Below are 23,129 nucleotides of genomic sequence, written 5' to 3'. Positions count from 1 at the left end.
ATGGACAAGCGCATTTTCGGCATTGAGACCGAATTCGGCATCTCGTACTCGAGCCCGGACTCGCGTCCGCTCGCACCGGAGGAAGTGGCACGCTACCTCTTCCGCAAGGTGGTCAGCTGGGGGCGTTCCTCCAATGTGTTCCTGACGAACGGGTCGCGGCTCTACCTGGACGTGGGCTCCCACCCCGAGTACGCGACCGCCGAATGCGATGACCTGGGACAGCTGATCGCCCATGACCGGGCGGGAGAACTGATCCTGGACGACCTCGTCGACGAGGCCCAGGAAAGGCTCGCCGCCGAGGGGTTCAACGGCACCGTTTACCTTTTCAAGAACAACACCGACTCCGCGGGCAACTCATACGGCAGCCACGAAAATTACCTCATTCCCCGCCGCGGCGAATTCTCAAGGCTGGCCGAGATCCTCATTCCCTTCCTGGTAACGCGCCAGCTCATCGCCGGTGCCGGCAAGATCCTGAAGACCCCGCACGGCGCCACCTTTGCCTTTTCCCAGCGCGCGGACCACATTTGGGAAGGTGTTTCCTCCGCGACCACCCGGTCCCGTCCCATCATCAACACCCGGGACGAACCCCACGCCGACGCCGAGTTCTACCGCCGCCTCCACGTCATCGTGGGCGACTCCAACATGTCCGAAACCACGGCCCTGATGAAGGTCGGCACCGTAGACCTGATCCTCCGGATGATCGAGGCCGGAGTGATCATGCGGGACATGCGGATGGAGAATCCGATCCGCAGCATCCGTGAGATCTCCCACGACCTCAGTGGACGGGCGCTCATCCGCCTTGCGAACGGCCGTCAGCTGACGGCCCTGGAAATCCAGCGCGAGTACCTGAACAAAGTCACGTCCTTTGTCGCCGAAAACGGCGCCCACAACCAGCATGTGCCCCTCATCCTGGACCTCTGGGAACGGACGCTCACAGCCATTGAAAGCGGAGACACCAGCACGATCGACACCGAGATCGACTGGGCCATCAAGAAGAAGCTGATGGACAGCTACCGGAAACGGCACGGACTCGGACTCGACGCGCCCCGGATCGCCCAGCTGGACCTCACCTACCACGACATTTCTCGGACCCGCGGGCTCTATTACCTGCTGCAGTCCCGCGGCGCTGTCCGCCGGGTGGTGGATGACACTGCCGTCAAGGACGCTGTGGATGCGCCGCCGCAGACAACGCGGGCGAAGCTCCGCGGCGACTTTGTCCGCCGCGCCCAGGAACTGGGACGCGACTATACGGTCGACTGGGTACATCTGAAGCTCAACGACCGCGCCCACCAGACGATCCTGTGCAAGGATCCGTTCCGCAGCGTGGACGAGCGCGTGGATGCCCTCCTGGACTCTATGGGCTGATACCCAGCTTCAGGGGCTATTCTGGATGGGGCCGTTTAACCGGCCCCGACTGCGTTGCCGCACGCTCCACTTGCGGCAACGCATCCATCTTGCCCCGACGAAAGTTCTTACGTGCGCCGACTACTAGCAATTCTCATTCCCGGACTGCTGCTGATAACCGCCTGCGGCGGATCGCCCGCAGCCCCGGAACCCACCAGCCAGTCTGCTGGCGAGACCGCCAAGCTCGACTCCCTGAAGCTGACGGACAACGGGGACAAGAAGGCACCCGGAGTCGAATTCGACAAGCCCCTGGACGTGAAGGAACCCACCGTCAAGGTGGTCACCGAGGGCGACGGGGAACGCCTCAAGGCCAACCAGGTCGCCGACATTTCGATCCTCGCCGTGAGCGGCAAGGACGGCTCCACCCTTGAAGACACCTTCGCCAAGGACCCGGAGCCCCTTGAATTGAACGATGCCCTGAAGACCGGAAACGCCGTGATTTACAACGCGTTTGTCGGCGCCAAGATTGGCTCCCAGCTTGCCCTCGCCGTCCCGGGCCAGGCCGCCAAGGAAGGTGCCGAGGCCGGCCCCACGCAATTGCTCGTGGTCAAGGTCCTCTCCGCCAAGGATGCCCCGAAGGTGCTGGACAAGCCAGAGGGTGAGACGGTCACGCCTCCCGCCGGGCTTCCCACAGTCAAGGAAAACGACAAGGGAATCCCGGAAATCTCTGTTGAGGGCGTCAAGGCACCTACGGCACTCGTCTCCCAGGACCTGATCAAGGGCACCGGCCCTGCTGTCAAGGAAACCGACACCCTGACAGTGAACTACGTCGGAGTCACCCTGAACGGCGGAACGAAGTTCGATTCCAGTTTCGACCGCGGCGAAAAGGCCAGCTTCCCGCTGACCGGCGTCATCAAGGGCTGGACGCAGGGCCTGGCCGGCAAGACCGTGGGCTCACGCGTCCTCCTGGTCATCCCGAAGGATCTTGCCTACGGTGATGCGGGACAGGGCGAGGCCAAGGGCGACCTGGTCTTCGTCGTCGATATCCTCGGCGTCAAGTAAGCCGACCCAACCAAAAAAGGAGCAAACATGTCATTTGGACAACGCAATTTCGATCGCCAGAAGCCGGAAATTGACTTCCCCGAGGGCGATGTACCTACCGAACTGGTCATTACGGACCTCATCGAGGGTGACGGAGCCGAGGCCAAGCCTGGCGACACTGTCTCTACCCACTACGTCGGAGTCGCCTGGTCCACGGGCGAAGAATTTGACGCTTCCTGGGGCCGCGGTGCTCCGCTGGACTTCCGCGTGGGCGTCGGCCAGGTCATCCAAGGCTGGGACCAGGGGCTGCTGGGCATGAAGGTCGGCGGCCGCCGCCGCCTGGAAATCCCCTCCGAACTCGCGTACGGTTCCCGCGGTGCCGGCGGAGCGATCGCTCCCAACGAAGCACTGATCTTCGTGGTGGACCTCGTCGGAGTCCGCTAAGGGGACCCGGCCCGGCACCGGCCGGACAACTGCAGGGAGCGCGGTAACAATCGGAAGCAAATTTCCGTTTGTTGCCGCGCTCCCTGCGTTAAGCCGCGGCTGCTTTAGTAACGTAGCCAAGGTGTCAGCCATACGTACAGAACGCCTCCTAAACCTTCTTATCGCGCTGCTCAACACCCGCTACGGCCTGCGGCGCAGTGAATTGCGCGAAAAGGTCTACCGTGACACCAGCAGCAGCGAGGTTGCCTTCGGCCGCATGTTCGAGCGCGACAAGAGCGACCTCCGCCAGTTCGGTTTCGACGTCGAAACGGTCATGGACCAGGGCTGGGGTTCCGACGATCCTGCCACCACGCGCTACCGCATCGGCAAGGAGTCCAACAGGCTCCCTGACGTCAACCTCACCTCGGCCGAATGCACGGTGCTCATCCTGGCCGCGCAGCTATGGGAGCAGGCCGCACTGGGATCGGCGGCACAGAACGCCCTGCGCAAGCTTCAGGCAGCTGGCGGGCTCTCTGAAGCCGAACTGCCGGCAGGCGTTCAGCCGCGGATCAGGCCCGCCGGGCAGGCCTTTGAGGACCTGGTCACGGCTATGCATGCCCAGCATCCCGTGAGCTTCCGGTACCTTGCCGGCAGCACCGGCCGCGAAGAACTCAGGACCGTTGAGCCGTGGGGCCTGGGCAGCCGCTTTGGCCAGTGGTACCTGGTTGGCCTGGACCGGGACCGTGCGGCCAAGCGCTTCTTCCGCCTGTCCCGCTTCACGTCTGCGGTGACCGTCCAGGAAAAGGACCGCTATTCGCCCCCACCGGGCTTCAACGTGCGGAAGGAGCTTGATTCGCTGCCCGAGCTGCCGGTGCAGTCCGCCATTGTGGACGTCGCGCCCGGCAAGGTGCTTGGCCTGCGCAAGCGCTCGACAGGAGCCCCCGCCGCCGGGATGCCGGTCGAGACGTCCGACGGCGGCCGGGACCGGCTCAGTGTCCCCTTCCGGGACGCTGAGGTGCTGGGTGAAGAACTCGCGTCCTACGGGCCGAATGTCACGGTGGTCGCGCCCGCAGAGCTAATGTCGGCTGTCCGGAGGCGGCTAAAGGCCGCTGCGGATTTCGCGGCCTCTCCGGAACCCGAGATCGTCTTTCCGGACACCCCACCGGCCAAGCGTCCGCGGAAACGGACGTCCGAGGACCAGCTCCAGCGGATGCTTCAGCTCGTGCCGTTCCTGGTGCACCATCAGGGCCTGCATATCAGCGAAGTTGCTTCGAGTTTCGGAGTTACCCGGAAGGAGCTCGAAGACGATTTGCGCATCCTGATCTGCTCCGGCCTCCCCGAGGGATACCCCGACGATCTCCTGGACATCCAGTGGGAAGACGACCACGTCTTCATCACGCAGGACCTTGACCTCAACCGTCCGGTCCGCTTTACCGTCGATGAGGCGTGCGCCCTGCTGACCGGCCTGGAGGCCCTCAACGGCCTGCCTGAGCTCGCCGAGGGGAGTGCGCTCGAGTCCGTCACGGTGAAATTAATGGCGGCAGCAGGGGAGGAGGGCCTGAAGGCTGCGTCCATCGCCGGGCCGGAGGTGGGTCCGGGGAACTCCGCGCATCTTGCGACGATCCGGCAAGCCATCACGGACGGCCTTCAGCTGCACCTCACGTACTTTTCCGCGCAGCGGGACTCAATGTCTGAGCGGGACGTCGACCCCCTTCGGCTCTATTCGCTGGACAATACCTGGTACTTCGAGGCTTACTGCCACAGCGCACAGGGACTACGCAACTTCCGTCTGGACCGCATCGAGACCCTGGAGCCTAACGGCAGGCGCGTCACCGAGGCAGCAAAACCCGCGGACGGCTTCCCGGTGAAGTTGTTCACCCCGAACGACGACGACGTCCTGGTCATCGTCGAACTGGCGCCCCAGGGCATCGGACTGGCCGACGACTACTACGCCGAACGGACTGCGCCGCTTCCGAACGGCGGGCTCATTGCCGAAATCAGGTTCGGCAGCACCGGGTGGCTGCCCATGTTCGTTGCACAGCATGGCGGCGTCGTCCGCATTCTGGAACCACCAGGCCTGGCCGATGCTGCCGGCGAATGGATCGACGCCGCCCTGGCCCGCTACGGCGACTAGACTATCCAGCATGCCTTGGTGGTCTTGGATCCTTATCTGGATAGCGCTCGTAGCCGTTTCCCTGCTCTTCTATGTGCTCTTGGGAATCAGGCTCTTCAGGCAGTTCATGGCCACGGTCAAAGACCTGGGAGCTGCGGGCGAGCGGTTCGGGGCACCCTTGGCCAACCTCACCGAGCCGGGCGGGCAACCGGAGCCGGAGGGAGAGCCCGGTCGGGCGCCCCGGGCCAGACCTGGTTCGGCGGTTTTTGCCTCGCCGATGCAGATGAGACATGATTACCTCACGTCCAAATCCTCCCGCAGGGAAGAGCGCCGTCAACGGCGCGTTCAGCGCAAAGCGGACCGTGGCCAGCCCCAGGCGCTGCGCGACATCGAATTCGGTTAGACGTAGGATGTATTTCGAGGAAAGGACTTCCAGTGGGACGACTCTTTGATGGCCCTTGGCCCATCGTCATTATTATCATCGTGGCTCTGTTGCTGTTTGCCGCGCCCAAACTTCCGGCTATGGCCCGCAGCCTTGGCCAGTCAATGCGGATTATCAAATCCGAGGTCAAGGAAATGAAGAACGACGGCAAGCCCGAGGCCAAGGACGGCACGGACCCGGTCGAAGGCAAGATCGTCAACCATCCGCAGTCCCGCCCGCACAACGGTGACTCCAGCAGCGGCACCGGCAGCGCAGACGGCACCGACGTTCCGCCGTCGAACCGCGTTTGACCTGAAGTGGCACTGACGAAGGGCCGTAAATCCAACCCTGAGGGTCGGATGGCCCTGATGGATCACCTTAAGGAGCTCAAGAACCGGCTCATTAAGTCGGCCATTGGCCTGGTCATCGGCGGCATCGGCGGCTGGATCCTCTACGACCCGGTATTGAGCGCCCTCAAGGAACCGGTGGATCGGATTGCCGAAACCACCGGTGGCACTTCTTCGGTGAATTTCTCCAGCATCGCGTCGCCGTTTGACTTCAAACTGCAGCTTTCGCTGTTGATCGGCGCCGTCATCTCCAGCCCCATCTGGATCTACCAGCTGTGGGCCTTCATCACGCCCGGCCTCACCAAGAAGGAGCGGCACTACACACTCGGCTACATGGCCGCAGCCGTGCCGCTGTTCCTTGCCGGGGTGTGGGTGGGATGGATGGTGACGCCGCAGGTGGTGCGCGCACTGACCCAGTTCACGCCGTCCGGCTTCTCCAACCTGATCGATGCCCGTGACTATGTTGATTTCGTCACGCGCATGGTCTTGTTCCTCGGGCTCGCGTTCCTTGTTCCCGTTGTCCTGGTGGGCATCAACATGGCAGGCATTATCAGGGGTGAAACCATCCTGAAGGCCTGGCGCATCACGGTGTTCCTCGTCTTTGTGCTTGCCGCTGTTGCTGCACCGGGCGCAGATGCCCTGTCCATGTTCCTGCTCGCGGGCCCATTGCTTGCCCTGTTTTTCGCCGCCATCGGACTCTGTATCTTCAATGACCGGCGCCGGGACCGAAAGGCTGCGAAGATCGCCGCCGAAACTGAAGCGACCGCCGACGTCGCAACGCCCGGCTCCGAACTGGGGAAACTGTAGTCCCGCGCCCACTAGGCTGGAAGTATGTCCTCCACAACCGGGCCACAGTCGCCGTCTGAACTCTATCGGGCCAGTGCCGAACGGACCGCAGAAGCCAAAACGTACCTCGGCGCATTTGTCCGAACGCTGGATTTCGAACTCGACGACTTTCAGCGCGAAGCGTGCCAGTCCCTGCAGCAGGGAAGGGGAGTCCTGGTGGCGGCCCCCACCGGGGCCGGCAAGACCATCGTGGGGGAGTTCGCCATCTATCTGGCCCTCCAGCGGGGACTGAAGGCCTTCTACACGACGCCAATCAAGGCCCTGAGCAACCAGAAGTACTCGGAACTGGCCGATAAGTACGGTCCGGAGAACGTGGGGCTCCTCACCGGTGACACCAGCATCAACGGCGATGCCCCGGTTGTCGTGATGACAACCGAAGTCCTCCGCAACATGCTTTACGCGGATTCGGACACCCTGGACGACCTCGGCTTCGTGGTCATGGACGAGGTCCACTACCTTGCTGACCGGTTCCGGGGCGCCGTCTGGGAAGAGGTCATCATCCACCTTCCCAGCGAAGTCCAGGTGGCCTCGCTGAGCGCAACAGTCTCCAATGCCGAAGAATTCGGTGCCTGGCTGGACACTGTCCGAGGACACACCGACGTCATTGTTTCCGAACACCGGCCGGTGCCGCTCTGGCAGCACGTCATGGTGGGACGCGAAATCGTTGACCTCTTCGCCGGCGAAACAACGTTTGACGAGATTGCCCCGGAGGGCGAATCGGATCCCGCCGCGACGGCGACCACTGCGAACGCCGCCCTTGAACGGGGCTTCGAAGTCAATCCCGATCTGCTGGCGATGGCGCGCACCGAGAGCCAGATGAATTCACGGGCCCGCTTCGGGCATGGCGGACGCAGCCAACGCCGCCAGCAACACCAGCGCGGCGATACCCGCCACGGCCAGGGGGGCCCGCAGAGCCCTGTCCGTAAGGCCAGCCGCCCCCAGGTTATCGCCAGCCTGGACCGGCAGGACCTGCTTCCCTCCATCACGTTCATCTTCTCCCGCGCCGGCTGCGACGCCGCCGTGGCCCAGTGCGTTTCAGCGGGATTGTGGCTGACCACTGAGCGCGAACAACAGGTCATCGCCCGCCGGGTTGATGAAGCCGCGCAGGACATCCCGTCGGATGATCTTGATGTGCTCGGTTTCTGGAGTTGGCGTGACGGCCTCCTGCGCGGGCTGGCGGCCCACCATGCAGGGATGCTTCCCACCTTCAAGGAAGTCGTGGAAAAGCTGTTCGTGGAGGGCCTGGTCAAGGCGGTATTCGCCACGGAAACCCTCGCCCTCGGCGTCAACATGCCGGCACGGTCGGTGGTGTTGGAAAAGCTCGACAAGTTCAACGGTGAAGCCCACGTGGGGATCACCGCGGGCGAATACACCCAGCTGACGGGACGGGCTGGACGGCGCGGAATCGACGTCGAAGGCCACGCCGTAGTGCTGTGGCAGCCCGGAACTGACCCGACTGCGGTTGCCGGCCTGGCGTCCCGCCGCACCTACCCGCTGAATTCCAGCTTCCGGCCCACGTACAACATGAGCATTAACCTCCTGGCGCAGTTCGGCCGGCCGCGTGCCCGGGAGATCCTGGAATCCTCTTTTGCCCAGTTCCAGGCGGACCGTTCAGTGGTGGGCCTGGCCAGGCAGGTCCGGAGCAGGGAAGAATCCCTGGCCGGCTTCCAGAAGTCCATGACCTGCCACCTGGGCGACTTTACCGAGTACTCCCGGCTGCGGCGGGAGCTTTCGGATGCGGAAAATATCGCTTCCCGCAGCACATTGCGGGCCCGCAAGTCCATTGCAGAAGACTCGCTGAGCCGGCTGTTACCCGGCGATGTCGTGGACGTGCCGACCGGCAGGGCGCCCGGCTTCGCCGTTGTGCTTGGCTCCGACCACAACTCCCGCGAGCCGCGGCCGGCGGTGCTGACGTTGGACAACCAGTTGCGGAGGATAGGCGTACAGGACCTTGAAGGGCCAATCACACCGGTCACCCGGGTCCGGATACCGAAGTCGTTCAACGCGAAAGTGCCCAAGTCGCGCAAGGACCTCGCATCGTCAGTCCGTAACGCGATCCGGGAAAACCGTCCGCCTGCGCCCGGAAACGCCCGCAATACCGATTTCGGCCGGGCAGCGGCTCAGCCGGACGTGGAGAAGCGGATCAGCGATCTGCGGCTGGCGCTGCGTTCCCATCCCTGCCACGGCTGCAGTGAACGTGAGGATCACGCACGGTGGTCGGAGCGGTGGTGGAAACTCCGCCGCGAAACGGACGGACTGATCCGCGAAATCCAAGGGCGCACCAACACGATCGCCAAGACGTTCGACCGGGTCTGCGATCTTCTCTCTAGTTACGGTTACCTTGAAACCTCCGACTCCGGAAAGGTAACCATCAATGCGGACGGCCAGAAACTGCGCCGGATTTACGGTGAGAAAGACCTCCTCATATCCCAGTCGCTGCGGCAAGGCGCCTTTAGCGATCTGGATGCCACGGAAGTTGCTGCCCTCGCAAGCGTGCTGGTTTACCAGGCGAAGCGGGAGGAACGCGGGCTTCGGCCCCGGATGCCCAGCGTGTCGCTGGAGACCGCCGTCGACATCGTCGTCCGGGAATGGTCCGTGCTGGAAGACGCCGAGGAAGAAAACAAGCTTCCGCTGACGGGAGAGCCGGAGCTGGGGCTCGTGTGGCCGATCTATAAGTGGGCCAAGGGTAAGCATCTCCAGGAAGTCCTCAACGGAACAGACCTCGCCGCGGGCGACTTTGTCCGGTGGGTCAAACAGGTCATTGACCTGCTCGACCAGCTGGCGAAAATCCCTGGCCTGGATCCGCGGCTTTCACGGCTCTGCTCGGAGGCCATCATCCTCGTGAGACGCGGCGTGGTCGCTTATTCCACCGTGGTGTGACGCCACGGCCCCAGTTCCACCACCCCCAAGGCTGCTTAGGAGCACCACACAACATGACTGACGCACGGGCAGACCTGCCGGCCGAACACCGCAAAGTGACGCTGTACCGCAACGGTTCCGTTTACACCGCTGCAGACCCCTTTGCCACCGCCATGCTGGTGGACGGCGACACCGTGGCCTGGGTCGGATCCGAACAGGCAGCGACGTCGATCGCTGATTCCTCCATGGACATCATCGACCTCCACGGCGCGCTGCTGGCCCCCGGCTTTGTTGACTCACATGTGCACCTGACCGAAACGGGCATCGCCCTGGACTCACTTCAGCTCCGGGGTATGCGCTCAGCGGCCGAAATCCTGGATGCAGTAGCTTCCTCCGTCGCAGGTAAGCCAGTCGACGTCAGCGCCACGGTACTCGGCCATGGTTGGGACGAAAGCGGCTGGGCCGATCAGGCGCTCCCCAGCCGTGAGGAGCTGGAACGCGCCGCGGGAGGCCGGCGAGTGTATCTGTCACGGGTGGACGCCCATTCCGCACTGGTGTCATCCTCCCTGGCCACAGCAGCGGGCCTGACCGGCTTGGACGGCTTCTCCTCCGGCAGCCAGGTCAAACGCCTTGCCCACACCTCAGCCAGGCGTGCAGCACGCCAGCTGCCGGATGACGTCCTGCAAGGCTTCCAGTCACGAGCTTTGGCTGTGGCCGCCGAAAACGGCTACGTGGCCGTGGCCGAAATGGCGGCGCCGCATATAGGCAGCGCCGCGGACCTGCGGATTGCGGCCGGGTGGAACAGCCCGGATGGCTCGCGGAAGGCCGTGCCTGAAGTACTCCCGTACTGGGGCCAGCTGGCAGGCTCTGAGGAGGACGCCCGCAGTATCCTCGAAGGCCTTGGCGCCAGTGTGCGCGGCCTCGCGGGAGACCTGAACATTGACGGATCCTTGGGGTCGCGCACAGCCGCCCTCCGGGACGACTACAGCGATGCTCCGGGGGAACGCGGCAGCCTATACCTGTCCGTTGACGAAGCTGCAGCCCATCTCGCCGCGTGCTCGCTGCTGGGCATTCAGGCCGGGTTCCACGTCATTGGAGACGCCGGGCTCGACGCCGCGCTGGACGCCCTGGACCGGGCAGCAGCCGAAGTAGGGGAGCAACGGGTCAGGGCAGCAGGCCACCGGTTCGAACATGTGGAAATGGCCGATCCCGGGGCAATCGGCCGGCTCGCAAAGTACTCGGTGACCGTCAGCGTGCAGCCGGGCTTCGACGCAGCCTGGGGCGGACCGGGACGCCTCTACCAGGAACGTCTGGGCCAGCGGGAGCGCGGAATGAACGCCTTCGCATCCTTCTATTCGGCGGGAGTACCTATCTGCTTCGGCAGCGACAGCCCCGTCACTCCGCTGAACCCGTGGGCCAGTGTCCGCGCCTGCCTTGAGCACAGCAACCCGGACCAGCGCATCTCAGCCCGCGCGGCGTTTCTCGGGCACACAAGGGCGGGCTGGCGGGCAGCCAAGTACAGGAATCCAATGGCCGGCCAACTGGTTCCGGGCGCTCCCGCAAGCTTTGCCGTCTGGGAAGTGGAGGAACTCATGGTGCAGGTCGCGGACGGGCGGGTGCAGTCGTGGAGTACAGATCCCCGTGCGCGCACACCCTTGCTCCCGGCGCTGGACACCGGCAACGATCCCGTGTGCCTGCAGACCGTCCGCGACGGTAAGGAGTTGTTCACAAACGGCTCCCTTCAGTCATAGACCGTAAAGCCTTCGGCGTGCCGTATGTCCCTGACCTGCGGATACACCTAAAACCGCACGTCAGACGCGGGTTGACACTCCCGGGGCTGCCCGTAGCATTGAGTCGCAACGGACGGAATCCAAAGTCGAGGGGCTCCGTCTGGCCACCTGACCTTCCAGCAGGGCGCCGAGCCCGCGCCTGCCGGCGGGACAGACCGTGGTAGTCCCAGGGGCAGGTCCACTTCGCAGCAGAAAACAGTTCCGCCGAGGCATATCGCATCCGTCCGAAACTGGCCCGTGGCGCGTGGACCTGCCCGCGGCCTCGCGTGTGACGCGCCCGGCATGGGCAAACTCCCTATAATGGTGACTTGCGCCTTAAAGCCGGCACTCTTGTTGTGCTTCCTGGCGCGTGACCGCTCCCATCAAGGAAAGGGCCTCGCTGTGCGCGTCCTCACCATCATCCCCACCTACAACGAGCTGGAATCGTTGCCCAAGACACTTGCACGCCTGCGTGCAGCCGTCCCGGCGTCCGATGTCCTGGTGGTGGACGACAACAGCCCGGACGGCACTGGACAGCTGGCAGACGGTATCGCTGCCGAGGACCGCCAGGTCCACGTCCTGCACCGTGAAGGCAAGGCCGGACTGGGCGCCGCATATATCGCGGGTTTCAAATGGGGCCTGGAGGCCGGGTACGACATCCTCGTGGAGATGGACGCCGACGGTTCACACCAGCCCGAACAGTTGCAACAACTCCTTGACGCAGTAGAAGAGGGTGCAGACCTGGCCATGGGTTCGCGCTGGGTTCCGGGAGGCAGCGTGGTCAACTGGCCGCTGTACAGGCAGGCCATCTCACGCATCGGCAGCACGTACGCGCGGCTTATGCTGGGCATCAAGATCAAAGACGTCACCGGCGGATACCGCGCCTTCCGCCGGACCACCCTTGAGAAACTCAATCTCGACCAGGTGGACTCCGTGGGTTACGGGTTCCAGGTGGACCTCGCCTGGCGTGTTGCCAAGATGGGCCTGAAGATCGTGGAGCGCCCCATCACGTTTGTGGAGCGGGAACTTGGAGCTTCCAAGATGAGCGGCAACATCGTGGTGGAAGCCATGATCAACGTCACCAAGTGGGGACTGGCTGCCCGCTGGCAGAAACTCACGGGCCGGGGTTCCGCCGCAGCCTAGCCGAGCAGCAGTGTTCTCCGGCAGTTGCTGCAGGGACACAGTCGACAAAGGGCCGGGCCCGTAGCCTCAGATGAGGATACGGGCCCGGCCCTTGGTGTTGGGCTTAGCCGTTGCCGGGCCTAAGCCGAGCGCCGTTCGCCGCGGCGTTCCCGCAGAATGGTCAGGCGGTCTTCGAGGATCTGCTCGAGCTCAGGCAGGGATCGGCGTTCAAGGAGCATGTCCCAGTGCGTTCGGACGGCCTTCTCATTGCTGTTGATCGGGCGTTCGCCGTCAACGAGCAAGGCTTCCTTGCCGGTCTTCGAAACCCACACCGGGGGAATCTCGGCTTCGGAGGAGAAGGTAACGAAGACCTGCTCGCCGTCCTCGCAACGGTACTCAACCCGCTGGCGCGGAGCCGGCTCAACACCGGATTCCGTCTCCATGCTCTGTGCGCCAAGACGCATGCCCCGGAGGCTGCGATCGCTCATGATTTCTCCCTTTGGTCGGTTCGCGGAGTCAGGCTCCGCGCTAGCCGGGGCAGCTCACGCCTCGGACTACTGTTTGCACTGCATTGCACCAATAGATACAACGCTTTGCCAAGCTATGTTGTTCCAGCGGGCCTGAACCAGCCGGACAAATATACTATTATACCGGCTTCTGGGCTGACGAGTAAAGCGGGGTCCCCGGCGCAAAACCAGGGGAGGCACCCGCGCTGCGGATACCTCCCTGGCCGGTGGTTCACGTGGCTGCCTACAGCGGCTGCCTCGGCGTGTTGGGTTCGGCAACATCCGGCCGGGCCTCGCCGGCAGCGTTCGTGCCGTCGCCGGCCGTGGCGTCGAACAGACCGCCGGAACGGGGATCCGGGTTGGTGCCGCCGAGCGCGTTGCCGATGCCCTTGAGGGCTTCGCCAACTTCGCTGGGAATGATCCAAAGCTTGTTCGAGGAACCTTCGGCCAGCTTGGGCAGTGTCTGCAGGTACTGGTAGGCCAGGAGTTTGTTGTCGGGGTTGCCCTTGTGGATCGCGTCGAAGACCTTCTGGATGGCCTGGGCCTCGCCGTCTGCGCGGAGAATGGCAGCCTTGGCGTCACCTTCGGCCTTCAGGATGGAGGACTGGCGCTGGCCTTCCGCGGTCAGGATGGCCGACTGTTTGGTGCCCTCGGCGGTGAGGATGGCAGCGCGGCGGTCACGCTCGGCGCGCATCTGCTTCTCCATAGAGTCCTGGATGGAGTGGGGCGGATCAATGGCCTTCAGCTCCACACGGGAAACGCGGATCCCCCAGCGGCCCGTCGCTTCGTCCAGGACGCCGCGAAGCTGTCCGTTGATCTGGTCGCGGGAAGTCAGGGCCTCTTCGAGGTTGAGGCCGCCGACGACGTTTCGGAGCGTGGTGGTGGTGAGCTGTTCGACCGCCTGGATGTAATTGGCAATCTCGTACGTTGCTGCCCTCGCGTCAGTGACCTGGAAATAGACAACGGTGTCAATGGAGACGACGAGGTTGTCCTCGGTGATGACTGGCTGCGGGGGGAATGACACAACCTGCTCGCGAAGGTCCAGCAGCGGCAGGAGCCTGTCGACGAAGGGAATAAGGATGGTGAGCCCGGGGAGCAGTGTCCGCTGGTATTTACCGAGCCGTTCCACGACTCCGGCCCGGGCCTGCGGGACAATCCGCACCGACCGGACCAGCACTATTATTACGAACGCAACGAGAACCAGCAGCACTATTGCGACTGCGATATCCATACATCACCTATTCCCCAGTTATGTGCCTAGCGGTGTATTGCGGCGATACTCTGCCGCCTGACCGGCGCCGGTGGCGGCTGCCGGAAAAATGTTCGTGCTACTGCTACTGAACCGCCGTTTCCGGTTGTGGAGCCACGACGGCGGTGGCTCCTTCGATGGCGGAAACCACCACACGCTGCCCGGTAGTGAGGACTCCGTTCTCAGAACGCGCGCTCCAGACATCTCCGCCGATCTTGACCAGGCCGGAGGAAGTGCTCACGGTCTCCATCACAAGGGCGGATTCGCCGATGAGGCGGTCAATATTGGTCCGCTGTTCAGCGGGGCCCTTCTTCAGGTGCTTCAGCGCTACCGGACGTACGAAGACCACCATGAGCAGGGAAACAACGCAGAAGACCACGATCTGCAGCCAGAAGTCGGCGCCGGCGAAATCGGCCAGCAGCCCGGCCAGCGCTCCGCCTCCGAGCATGATGAAGAAGAGGTCCAGCGTCAGCATCTCCACGACTGCGAACGCCAGGAATACCGTGAGCCACAGTGCCCACCAGTTCTCGCCAAGCCATTCAAACATGTGCTCCCCCTTCGTCCCCGCGGCTGCGGAAGCAGGCCCTCAGTTACTGTCCTTCCATCCTAGACCGAAGCTACAAGGCGCAGGAGGGTGGTCGTGGGGACCTCTGGAACGTAGTCAAGTCGTTATGCGGGCGGCTGCTCCAGGGGTTCAAAGACACTGATTCGGAACCGCGCTGAGACCTTTGTCAGCGACGGCAGCCCGGCGATGATGGTGTCCAGCACCGCCGGGTCCAGATGGTGGCCGGCGGGTCCCATCAGAGCAAGGTTGCCGACGTCGGCGGGTTCAAGCCCAAGCTCGAGATCCAGCTCCCGGGTGGAATGCGGAGCAAAATGTCCGCCCAGAGACGCGGCCAGCCGTTCCTCCTTGGCCGGCTCAATGCCTAGCATGCCGGTTTGTCCGGCTATTTCCGCGAGGTGCCCGGAGCGCGGCGTCACCACAATCAGCCGGCCGCCGGGACGCAGCACCCGGGCGAATTCCGATGCGTTCCTCGGGGCGAAGACCACCGTAACGACATCCACCGCCATATCCGCGACCGGAAGCGGCTGCCAGACATCGCACACCAGGTTGGCGGCGCCGGGATTAAGCCGGGCGGCACGCCGCAGTGCGAACTTGGAAATATCCAGGCCGATGGCCGGCACGGGGACAACCGCCAATACTTCCTTGAGGTAGTGTCCGGTTCCGGTACCGGCATCCAGTACGGCGGCATCCGGTCCCTGCAGCACGGGGGCAGCGAACTCCGCGACCGCCTCGGCCAGCGGCCGGTAATGACCCTTGGAAAGAAAGTCGAAGCGGGCTGCCACCATGGCAGCTGTATCTGCTTCGAAGACGGTTCCCTTGCCCACCAGCAGGTTGAAGTAACCCTGCCTGGCAGCGTCAAAGCTGTGGCCTTCAGGGCAAGCCAGCCGGTTACCGGCCAGGGTCAGGCTGTTCCGGCAGACGGGGCACAGGAGGGAACGGGCAGCGTCGGAAAGCATGCCACCATCCTAGGGGCCGCGGCAGCGGCGGACTCCCGACCCCCGGCTCCCGGCCGCCGGCAGCCGCACTGATCCAGGCGCGGCGTGAGCTATTTCACAGCCCATCCGGGAGCCGTTAGGCTCACACACGTGAAACCTGAACATTTGCCCCTTCTGAAGTCCGTTTCCACCCCGGCCGTCCACCCGGACGGCAGCCGGGCCGTGGTTTCCGTCATCCGCCCTGATTTCGACGCCGATACGTATGTCGGCCAGTTGTGGACTGTGCCGCTGGACCCTGAAAAGCTGCCCCGCCGGCTGACCCGCGGCTTCCGCGACACAGCACCGGCATTTTCCCCGGACGGCCTGGTCCTGGCGTTTCTCCGCGCAGCTGCCGACGGGAAACCGCAGCTGCATGTTGTGGAGGCCGCCGGCGGTGAACCCCAGGTCCTTACGAGTGCCGAACTCGGCGTCTCCTCTTTCGCCTGGTCGCCCGATTCACACAGCATTGTCTTCGGCGCGAGGACTCCCGACGACGGGCGGTACGGCACCCTGGACGGCGTATCCGCCGGCGCTGAGGACGCACGGCTCATCACGGACTACAAATACAGGATGAACGGCGTGGGATATACAGCGGACAAGCCGCTCCAGCTCTACGTTGTGGACGTGCCCGAACTGGACGACGAACCGCGCGTCGCACCGGCAGGGCGTGCCCTAAAGGCCCTTAAGACGGCGCCCGGCGCTAAAACAGAGGCCGGTCAGGCGCCGGACGCCGCCAGCGCGGAGGCACTGCTCCCGCCGGCGCGGCAGCTGACGTTCGCCCCGACCGACCACAGCGGAGAATCGTTCAGCACGGACGGAGGCTCCGTGTACTTCGTAGCCTCGCTTCATGAGGGCAGCGACAACGACCTTGAGTCCGGCGTGTACCGCGTCCCCGTGTCCGGTGGAAAACCGGAGCCCGTCCAGGCTGCAAACAGCGGCCGCCAGACCGTGGGCGCGGCTCGCCAGTCGAGGAACGGGAAGTGGGTGTTCTTCACCGCCCAGGAACTCGGTGAATCGGGCCACGACTTCGTGGCTCGGAACACGGCCCTGTACGTGATGCCGGCCGACGGCGGCGAAGCCAGTGTCCTGAGCGACGTCGAAACGATGGACCTCGCCGGCTCGGCCGCGGGACTGGAGCTCCGCGGACCTGATTCGGTCTTGATGCTGAACAATGCGCAGGGCACGGTGGAGCTTCTCGAGTTCGGGGCCACGGGAAACCACTCACTCCTGGTTCATGGTGACCGGGTTGTCACCGGGGCAGCTTCGGCCGCCGGCTCTGTGTTCGTGAGTTTCACCGATCCTGCTACCGCGGGGGACGTCGCGGCGCTGGAGGACGGCCAGCTGAGGCTGTTGACCGATTTCTCCGCGGAATTGCGGCGTCAGGCAGAGATCATCGAGCCCCGGGAGGTTACCTTCGAGGCGGCCGACGGTTATCCGGTCCACGGTTGGCTGGTGCTGCCGCCCGGGAAAGGGCCGCACCCCGTTCTGCTGAACATCCATGGCGGCCCGTTCTCGCAATACACTGTGGCCCTGTTTGACGAGGCGCAGGTCTATGCTGCCGCCGGCTATGCGGTGCTCATGTGCAATCCGCGGGGCTCGGCCGGCTACGGCCAGGCGCACGGGCGGGCCATCAAGGAAAAGATGGGAACCGTTGACATGCAGGACGTGCTGTCCTTCCTCGACGGCGCCCTGGCAAAGTTCCAGGAGCTCGACGGCGCTGCGCTCGGAATCATGGGAGGTTCGTACGGCGGATACCTTACGGCGTGGACCATCAGCCAGGACCACCGTTTCAAGGCAGCCATCGTGGAGCGCGGATTCCTGGATCCGGTCAGCTTCATCGGTTCCTCGGATATCGGCTGGTTCTTCGGCGGCGAATACACCGGCACCTCGGCGGAGCAAATGGAGTCCCAAAGCCCGATGGCCATGGTCCGCAACGTGCGTACGCCTTCGCTGGTCGTCCACAGCGAAGAGGACCTCCGCTGCCCCGTGGAACAGGGACAGCGCTATTTCACGGCTCTGAAGCAGCAGGGCGTGGAAGCCGCGTTCCTTGTATTCCCCGGGGAGAACCACGAGCTCTCCCGGTCCGGCACTCCGCACCACCGGAAGCAGCGATTCGAGGAGATCCTGCGCTGGTGGTCCCGTTACCTGCCCACGGCGGCCAATAGCTAATTGCCCCGGTCGATATCCCCGCCCGGCAGGAACCCCAATTCCTGCCGGGCCAGGCGGATGTCAGGATGCGCCCAACGGGCACCGTATTCGGCGTTGTTGCTGAGGGAGCGCAGCTCAGCCTTGTCCACATAGAGGATTCCCTGCAGGTGGTCCGTCTCGTGCTGCACAATCCGCGCCTGCCAGCCGGAAAAATCCTGCTGCCGCCTGTTACCGCCCGGATCGGTAAAATCGAGGCGCACAGACTCGTGTCGCGACACCACGGCCTGCAGGCCCTGGAGCGACAGGCACCCTTCGTAAAACGCCGCAGTGCCGGTCCCCAGCGGCGAGTACGACGGATTGATGACCGCAAAGAACTCCAGCGGTGACCTGTGCCGGACGGCGGCAGTCTCGGCGTCGACGTCGTACTGGTCCTCGAGAACCGCAAGCTGGAGGGGAAGGCCGATCTGCGGTGCGGCCAACCCAACGCCCGGCGCGTCATGCATCACCTCCCGCATGAGGGCAATCAGCGCTGCAAGCTCAGCACCATCCAGTTGGCCCTCGTACGGGGCCGCCTGCTGCCGGAGCACCGGATGACCGGCCTGGACAATGGCGGGAAGAACGCCTGCGGAGAGGATTTCCTGGACAGTTTCCCTGATCCGGGCGGTGCTGAACGGTGTGGGATTGGCTACATGAAGCATGGGGAAAGCCTAGTGCGCTGCGCAGGCTGCTGTGACGAATTCGTAGAGCCTGGCCTTCAGGACGGCTCCGGCAGAAACCTTGAGCAAACCCTGCCGGCCGCCGGCATCCACTCGCAGCGGCAGCAGCGTCCCCACCTTGTCCTCCGCGACGGCATGCGGATCGCATCGGGCGGGGCGGATACGCAGGCTGATCTCCCGGGGACCAGCCCCGGCCGCAACCGTGATGCCGCGCGGCCAGGGGCTCCCCGGTGCTTCGGCCAGCAGGGTGGTGCCCTCGATGCGTTCGATGGTCAGCGTGCGCGCTGTTCCGGAACCGGCTGCGCGCGGGGTGACCCGGAGGCGTACGACGGCGGTGCGGCCGTCCTCCGCAACCTCCAGTTCCGGGTCCAGGCTCATGTCCGCTGTTTGCCCTGCCACCTGCGCGAGGCACAGCTCGGAATGGTTCCGGGCCAGGACACCGAACGGATCCGTGGCGGGAAGACGCTTCCCGCTGACTGTGGAACCCTGCCGGACGGATAACGTTACCTCCGCTGGTCCTCCGCCGGCCACAGCATCCGCCTCGCCGGCGCTCGGGGGTTCACCGGTCCGGGACCCGTCCGTCGAAGGTCCTGCGCAGGCGGGTGCCGGCAGCCTGGCTGGCAGGCTCTTGGTCTGGCCCGGCGGAACCTCAGTGCCCTCCGGTGGCGCCTGCCACGCGGTTCCCGACGGAAACAGGGGCGTCGAGACTTCGGTGCTGAGGATCCTGACCGGCACGGACCCGGTATTGCTGATCTGAATCTCGATGACCTGCGTGCCGTAGTTGTCCCTGAACTGGTTGAGCTCGGCGGTGAGCGGCTCCGGCGACCGCGTTGCGGTAGTGCAGCCCTGCACCGCGGCGCCGGCCATCACGGCAGCCAGGACGACGGCGGCCGTCGCGGACCGCCGTCGACCCGCCCGCAGGACGCCGCTCATGCGAGCAGTCTAGGGCTACTGTCCGGTGGCGTCGCCCCCTCACTGTCGCAGGCTGAAGGCGGACAGGCCAGTGCGCTGAATAGCGACGCCGGGCATGGGCTACCCTCGTTCCATGACTGAACACACGCCGCTCACCTGTGTCCTTGGGTTTGTACGAGCCATTGAAGCCGGCGGCGGCGCCGCTGAAGTGGACGGCTTCCTTGCCGAGGACTTCACCCTGGTTGAAGCGCCGCACGTGCTTGCCCCGGAAGGATCCAGGCGGAGCCGCGAACAAGTACTGGCAGGTGCCGAGCAAAGCCGGCAGGTGGTGTCCGCGCAGCGGTTCGATGTCCGGCGGACCACATGCGAAGGAAACCGCGTTGTGCTGGAAGTGGACTGGTCGGCAACGCTCTTGATGAATCTCCGCTATTGGGACGCCGGCGACACCATCCGGGCCCGCACCACCTCCGTCTTCGAAGTCCGTGAAGGCCGGATCACCAGCCAGGACAGTTACGACTGCTACTTCACCGGTGACGCAGATGACGTACAGCCGGTTGCGGAGTAGGGCGCGGGGAGTTCTAGTGCATGGTGAACCGGGCGGCAACGCGTGAATTGATGGCCGGCACCCTGGCGGCGGATCCAATCAACCGGTTCCGGACATGCCACAGCGGGCACGGCAGGGGCCTGCCCAGGGCCATATTGATTTCGGATTGGCGGACGGCCTTTGCTGCCGCCTGCAGCCGGTTGCGATCAAAGGACCTGAGTTCCCGTTCGTGGGAAGTGTGCGCCAGCTGGTTGAGGATAAGCGGCGCCAGTTCAGCGGCATCCAGCCAGCCCAGGTTCATGCCCTGGCCGCCGATAGGGCTGATTTCGTGGGCGGCATCACCGATGACTGAAATCCGGCCGTGGATCATGCGCTTCACCAAACGTGAGCGGACGCCAAAACTGCTCAGCATCGAATTGCTGCCGGCGTCGACGGCTATCCCGGTCCGTTCCCGCACAATCCGCGCCAAAGAACCGGCGGTGGGCGCCTCCGGCATGGACCCCGGGAGCCTGGCCACCCAACGACGCACTCTTCCCGGCAGCGGAAAGGACTCCACGATCCCGAGGGCCTCCAGAAAAAGCGCCGCGTCGGGGCCGAACGGCGTGCCGTCGGCGAAGTCTCCCATCAGGTATCTGTCGGGATATGTCCTCAGCGGGGCGGGAATGGCCAGCAGCTGACGGACAGTGGAACGGACACCGTCCGCGGCAACCGCAAGGCATGCATGAACCCGGGATTCCCTGCCGGCGGTGACGACGTCCACCGCAACCGCGGAGCCGTCGTCGCAAATTCCTGTGACAGTAGCTCCGCGGATTACCGCCCCGCCATCCAGTGCGGCGACGCGCCGTTCCAGCGCCGCTTCCGTGCGTGCCTGCGGGACGGACAGCACAAAAGGGTAGCGGCCGGACACGGAGTCGAAGGACATGCCGGCCACTTCCACGCCGCCGCCGATGGCAACCCCGCGGCGGATCCGCACGCCCTCGTCCACCAGGGCTGACGCCACCCCGATCCGGTCGAGCGCTTCCAGAGACGGCGGATGGATGCCGATGGCACGGGAATGGGTGTCGGGTTCCGTGCGGCGCTCCAGGACGCGGACCGACACGCCCTGCTGCAGCAGGAGGGCCGCCAGGTAAAGCCCCACCGGTCCGCCGCCGACCACGACGACGTCAATCACCGCGGGCGTTCCGGTTCAGCGTGAGGAGGTTGCGGAACGGCCAGCGCGGGGCAACGGCCCAGCCCGGGGGAGCGGCGGCCCGGAGTTCCGCAGTTGTGTAACTGCGGCGGATGGACGTCAGCCCGTCGTCCCTGATGAAGGAACGGCGAAACGGCCATGATCCCGCGTAGAAGAGCGCATATGCGGCGGGGCTGCGGCGGATGTCGTTATGGATGACGCTCCCGCGGGACAGCATCGCCGACTCACCGAGGAACTGTGGCAGCTCAGCCGCGTCCAGGTGGTGGAGCACGTGGTTGGAGATGACGACGTCGTAGCGTTTCCCTTCTGCGGCCAGTTCGGCCGTGGACGCCTGCCGGAACGTCACTCCGTCGACGCGCTGGCGGCGCAGTGCGAACTCAAAGGCACGACGGTCCGGATCAATGGCGGTGATTTCCAGCACCCGCCGGTCCCTGGCCGCCCAAGCCGCCAGCAGAACCGGCACATCCCCGCCCCCGCAGCCGATGTCAAGCAGGGTTGTGGCCCTGTCTACTGAAAGGATCGGCCGCAGGTGCGTCCGGTAGATTCCGCGCCATCCGGCCACTGCCCTGTTGACCACGGAAAATTGTGCGTAGGTGCGGTCCAGCCGCACAGGATCACAGCCCGGACGGTCCATTTCCTCCACAGCGTCCGCGTCGCGCTGGCGCAGCATTCCAACGGCGGCCGTCATGCTCGTGGCCATCAGATGAGCGACGGCTCGGTCCGTGCCGCGGCTTCCTCCGTCCCGGCGGACTTCCGGACTCCCACGGGCGAGGCTTCCGGCAGAGGCGCGCGCACCTTGGTGAACATCGCCGTTTCCACCGTGAGACCCGGTCCGAACGCCATCGAACAGATCCGTTCATCGCCGTCCTGCGGCGGGAGTCCGGCGATGTGTTTGAGGACGAAGAGCACCGTTGCGCTGCTCATGTTGCCGAAATTCCGAAGGGTTTCCCGTGCGGGAACGAGCTGTTCATCAGTGAGCTCAAGCCGGGACTGCACTTTGTCCAGGATGCTCCGCCCGCCTGGGTGGATAGCCCAGTGGGTGATGTCACGATAGGGGAGTCCCCGCAGGGATTCGTCTCGCGAAAGCAGCGGCTCAAGCGCACCGATGATGTGGTCATCAATGATGTGGGGGACATAGTTGCCCAGCACCATCTCGAAGCCCTCGTCACCGATGTTCCACGCCATGGATTCCTCGCCGACGGGAGTGAGTACCGTTTCGAAATGGTCCAGCTGCAACAGGGGCGTTCCGTCCGGAATGTCCCTTGCCGAGATGACTGCTGCCGCGGCGCCGTCGGCGAACAAGGCCGAGCCCATAATGGTGTCGGGGTCGTTGGAGGTCCGGACGTGAAGGGAACAGAGCTCGGCGCAGACCACCAGCACAACAGCGTCAGGGTCTGCCTCGCAGAACGATTTGGCCGCGCGCAACGCCGGAAACGCCGCGTAACAGCCCATGAAGCCAAGATGGTAGCGCTGCACGGCCGGATTCAGGCCCAGGGCACGGACGATTTTGTAGTCCGGGCCGGGGTTGAAGAAACCGGTGCACGAGACCGTCACGAGATGGGTTATGGCAGCCGCATCGATGCCGGCACAGGCGTCCAGCGCCGCCCTGGCGGAGTCCACGAAGAGTTTGGTGGCTTCGCGGCCGAAAATGTCGTTACGGACCTTAGTGCTGGGACTCAGGACCAGGCCGGTAGCCGGGTCGAAGAACTGAGGGTCGTCCGCCCGGCTGTCCTTGGTGAGCTCGGTAACAGCCGTGTACCGGGTGTCGATGGCCGCGGAGTCAAAACAGGTGCTGACTAGCCGGGAACCCAGCCTGGTCAGCCCCGGTTGGGCGGCAAACACATCGCGGGCTTCAGACTGAATGAGTACGGTGGGCGGGACAGCAGTTTCCAGGGACCTCATGTAGACCGTCATGGTTCATTCTCAGTGAGCTTCTGACTTAAGACAATGGTGCCCAAACGGTACGGTGCCCCGGCGGACCGACCGAAACTGGTTAGATTGAACCGGGCGACGCCGACGGAAGCCGCGACGGCTGCCCCCG

The 23,129-nt window shown here is 64.5% G+C and carries 21 protein-coding genes; 12 read left to right on the top strand and 9 right to left on the bottom strand.

Annotated features, from left to right (window positions below):
* From pafA to ACFVWT_RS07050, 10 genes are all read left to right on the top strand, one after another.
* Positions 1-1,365: a Pup--protein ligase gene (gene pafA, locus ACFVWT_RS07095; RefSeq protein ID WP_390246469.1), complete on the top strand. Its 1,365-nt coding sequence runs from the start codon at positions 1-3 to the stop codon at positions 1,363-1,365.
* Between the two features lie 111 nt (positions 1,366-1,476).
* Positions 1,477-2,406 carry an FKBP-type peptidyl-prolyl cis-trans isomerase gene (locus tag ACFVWT_RS07090; RefSeq protein ID WP_390246467.1) on the top strand — a complete coding sequence of 310 codons (930 nt, stop codon included), beginning with the start codon at positions 1,477-1,479 and terminating at the stop codon, positions 2,404-2,406.
* 27 nt (positions 2,407-2,433) lie between these two features.
* Positions 2,434-2,829: an FKBP-type peptidyl-prolyl cis-trans isomerase gene (locus ACFVWT_RS07085; RefSeq protein ID WP_011692026.1), complete on the top strand. Its 396-nt coding sequence runs from the start codon at positions 2,434-2,436 to the stop codon at positions 2,827-2,829.
* A 121-nt stretch (positions 2,830-2,950) separates the two neighbouring features.
* Positions 2,951-4,942, top strand: coding sequence for a helix-turn-helix transcriptional regulator (locus ACFVWT_RS07080; RefSeq protein WP_390246465.1), 1,992 nt, complete (start codon positions 2,951-2,953; stop codon positions 4,940-4,942).
* Positions 4,943-4,952: 10 nt separating this feature from the next.
* On the top strand, positions 4,953-5,324 hold the full coding sequence (locus tag ACFVWT_RS07075) for a hypothetical protein (protein WP_390246463.1): 372 nt from the start codon (positions 4,953-4,955) through the stop codon (positions 5,322-5,324).
* Positions 5,325-5,356: 32 nt separating this feature from the next.
* On the top strand, positions 5,357-5,653 hold the full coding sequence (tatA, locus tag ACFVWT_RS07070; RefSeq protein WP_390246461.1) for a Sec-independent protein translocase subunit TatA: 297 nt from the start codon (positions 5,357-5,359) through the stop codon (positions 5,651-5,653).
* 48 nt (positions 5,654-5,701) lie between these two features.
* Positions 5,702-6,496, top strand: a complete 795-nt coding sequence (tatC, locus tag ACFVWT_RS07065; protein WP_390246459.1) for a twin-arginine translocase subunit TatC — start codon at positions 5,702-5,704, stop codon at positions 6,494-6,496.
* Between the two features lie 24 nt (positions 6,497-6,520).
* A complete protein-coding gene (locus ACFVWT_RS07060; protein ID WP_390246457.1) occupies positions 6,521-9,415 on the top strand; it encodes a DEAD/DEAH box helicase in 2,895 nt (964 codons plus the stop codon).
* Positions 9,416-9,468: 53 nt separating this feature from the next.
* Positions 9,469-11,145 carry an amidohydrolase gene (locus ACFVWT_RS07055; protein WP_390246455.1) on the top strand — a complete coding sequence of 559 codons (1,677 nt, stop codon included), beginning with the start codon at positions 9,469-9,471 and terminating at the stop codon, positions 11,143-11,145.
* A gap of 420 nt (positions 11,146-11,565) precedes the next feature.
* Positions 11,566-12,306, top strand: a complete 741-nt coding sequence (locus ACFVWT_RS07050) for a polyprenol monophosphomannose synthase (protein ID WP_390246453.1) — start codon at positions 11,566-11,568, stop codon at positions 12,304-12,306.
* Between the two features lie 119 nt (positions 12,307-12,425).
* Here the strand turns inward: ACFVWT_RS07050 and ACFVWT_RS07045 are convergent, their stop codons facing one another.
* From ACFVWT_RS07045 to ACFVWT_RS07030, 4 genes are all read right to left on the bottom strand, one after another.
* Positions 12,426-12,773, bottom strand: coding sequence for an RNA polymerase-binding protein RbpA (locus ACFVWT_RS07045; RefSeq protein WP_011692034.1), 348 nt, complete (start codon positions 12,771-12,773; stop codon positions 12,426-12,428).
* A gap of 262 nt (positions 12,774-13,035) precedes the next feature.
* Positions 13,036-14,022 carry an SPFH domain-containing protein gene (locus ACFVWT_RS07040; RefSeq protein ID WP_390246451.1) on the bottom strand — a complete coding sequence of 329 codons (987 nt, stop codon included), beginning with the start codon at positions 14,020-14,022 and terminating at the stop codon, positions 13,036-13,038.
* A gap of 103 nt (positions 14,023-14,125) precedes the next feature.
* Positions 14,126-14,587: an NfeD family protein gene (locus ACFVWT_RS07035; RefSeq protein ID WP_390246449.1), complete on the bottom strand. Its 462-nt coding sequence runs from the start codon at positions 14,585-14,587 to the stop codon at positions 14,126-14,128.
* A gap of 122 nt (positions 14,588-14,709) precedes the next feature.
* A complete protein-coding gene (locus ACFVWT_RS07030) occupies positions 14,710-15,561 on the bottom strand; it encodes a putative RNA methyltransferase (protein ID WP_390246447.1) in 852 nt (283 codons plus the stop codon).
* Between the two features lie 129 nt (positions 15,562-15,690).
* On the opposite strand from ACFVWT_RS07030, the gene ACFVWT_RS07025 reads away from it, so the two are divergent.
* Positions 15,691-17,748 carry a S9 family peptidase gene (locus ACFVWT_RS07025; RefSeq protein WP_390246445.1) on the top strand — a complete coding sequence of 686 codons (2,058 nt, stop codon included), beginning with the start codon at positions 15,691-15,693 and terminating at the stop codon, positions 17,746-17,748.
* Here ACFVWT_RS07025 and ACFVWT_RS07020 read toward each other — a convergent pair.
* On the bottom strand, positions 17,745-18,425 hold the full coding sequence (locus ACFVWT_RS07020) for a peptide deformylase (RefSeq protein WP_390246443.1): 681 nt from the start codon (positions 18,423-18,425) through the stop codon (positions 17,745-17,747). The two genes, ACFVWT_RS07025 and ACFVWT_RS07020, sit on opposite strands and share 4 nt — an antisense overlap.
* A 9-nt stretch (positions 18,426-18,434) precedes the next feature.
* The gene (locus ACFVWT_RS07015) at positions 18,435-19,376 is read right to left on the bottom strand and encodes a hypothetical protein (RefSeq protein ID WP_390246441.1); all 942 of its coding nucleotides are present in this window, start codon (positions 19,374-19,376) and stop codon (positions 18,435-18,437) included.
* A 112-nt stretch (positions 19,377-19,488) separates the two neighbouring features.
* On the opposite strand from ACFVWT_RS07015, the gene ACFVWT_RS07010 reads away from it, so the two are divergent.
* Positions 19,489-19,920, top strand: coding sequence for a nuclear transport factor 2 family protein (locus ACFVWT_RS07010; protein ID WP_390246439.1), 432 nt, complete (start codon positions 19,489-19,491; stop codon positions 19,918-19,920).
* A 13-nt stretch (positions 19,921-19,933) separates the two neighbouring features.
* On the opposite strand, the gene ACFVWT_RS07005 is transcribed toward ACFVWT_RS07010, so the two are convergent.
* Genes ACFVWT_RS07005 through ACFVWT_RS06995 form a run of 3 tightly spaced genes read right to left on the bottom strand, consistent with a single transcriptional unit; the run spans position 19,934 to position 23,002 of the window.
* A complete protein-coding gene (locus ACFVWT_RS07005; RefSeq protein ID WP_390246438.1) occupies positions 19,934-21,070 on the bottom strand; it encodes an FAD-dependent oxidoreductase in 1,137 nt (378 codons plus the stop codon).
* The gene (locus ACFVWT_RS07000; protein WP_390246436.1) at positions 21,063-21,776 is read right to left on the bottom strand and encodes a class I SAM-dependent methyltransferase; all 714 of its coding nucleotides are present in this window, start codon (positions 21,774-21,776) and stop codon (positions 21,063-21,065) included. Before ACFVWT_RS07000 ends, ACFVWT_RS07005 begins: the two co-directional genes overlap by 8 nt.
* A gap of 11 nt (positions 21,777-21,787) precedes the next feature.
* Complete coding sequence (locus tag ACFVWT_RS06995; RefSeq protein WP_390246434.1) at positions 21,788-23,002, bottom strand: type III polyketide synthase; 1,215 nt, start codon at positions 23,000-23,002, stop codon at positions 21,788-21,790.
* Between the last annotated feature and the right edge of the window lie 127 nt (positions 23,003-23,129).

Source organism: Arthrobacter sp. NPDC058288 (assembly GCF_042880995.1).
GTDB lineage: Bacteria > Actinomycetota > Actinomycetes > Actinomycetales > Micrococcaceae > Arthrobacter.
The sequence above is the reverse complement of the archived record's forward strand: the minus strand, read 5'-3'. Positions and strand labels throughout refer to the sequence as shown.

Bases quoted from the DNA above. Each gene is read 5' to 3' on its own strand.
- pafA (WP_390246469.1), top strand. From the start codon at position 1: ATGGACAAGCGCATTTTCGGCATTGAGACCGAATTCGGCATCTCGTAC.
- ACFVWT_RS07085 (WP_011692026.1), top strand. From the start codon at position 2,434: ATGTCATTTGGACAACGCAATTTCGATCGCCAGAAGCCGGAAATTGAC.
- ACFVWT_RS07075 (WP_390246463.1), top strand. From the start codon at position 4,953: ATGCCTTGGTGGTCTTGGATCCTTATCTGGATAGCGCTCGTAGCCGTT.
- tatC (WP_390246459.1), top strand. From the start codon at position 5,702: ATGGCCCTGATGGATCACCTTAAGGAGCTCAAGAACCGGCTCATTAAG.
- ACFVWT_RS07060 (WP_390246457.1), top strand. From the start codon at position 6,521: ATGTCCTCCACAACCGGGCCACAGTCGCCGTCTGAACTCTATCGGGCC.
- ACFVWT_RS07055 (WP_390246455.1), top strand. From the start codon at position 9,469: ATGACTGACGCACGGGCAGACCTGCCGGCCGAACACCGCAAAGTGACG.
- ACFVWT_RS07045 (WP_011692034.1), bottom strand. From the start codon at position 12,773: ATGAGCGATCGCAGCCTCCGGGGCATGCGTCTTGGCGCACAGAGCATG.
- ACFVWT_RS07040 (WP_390246451.1), bottom strand. From the start codon at position 14,022: ATGGATATCGCAGTCGCAATAGTGCTGCTGGTTCTCGTTGCGTTCGTA.
- ACFVWT_RS07035 (WP_390246449.1), bottom strand. From the start codon at position 14,587: ATGTTTGAATGGCTTGGCGAGAACTGGTGGGCACTGTGGCTCACGGTA.
- ACFVWT_RS07030 (WP_390246447.1), bottom strand. From the start codon at position 15,561: ATGCTTTCCGACGCTGCCCGTTCCCTCCTGTGCCCCGTCTGCCGGAAC.
- ACFVWT_RS07020 (WP_390246443.1), bottom strand. From the start codon at position 18,425: ATGCTTCATGTAGCCAATCCCACACCGTTCAGCACCGCCCGGATCAGG.
- ACFVWT_RS07015 (WP_390246441.1), bottom strand. From the start codon at position 19,376: ATGAGCGGCGTCCTGCGGGCGGGTCGACGGCGGTCCGCGACGGCCGCC.
- ACFVWT_RS07010 (WP_390246439.1), top strand. From the start codon at position 19,489: ATGACTGAACACACGCCGCTCACCTGTGTCCTTGGGTTTGTACGAGCC.
- ACFVWT_RS07000 (WP_390246436.1), bottom strand. From the start codon at position 21,776: ATGACGGCCGCCGTTGGAATGCTGCGCCAGCGCGACGCGGACGCTGTG.
- ACFVWT_RS06995 (WP_390246434.1), bottom strand. From the start codon at position 23,002: ATGACGGTCTACATGAGGTCCCTGGAAACTGCTGTCCCGCCCACCGTA.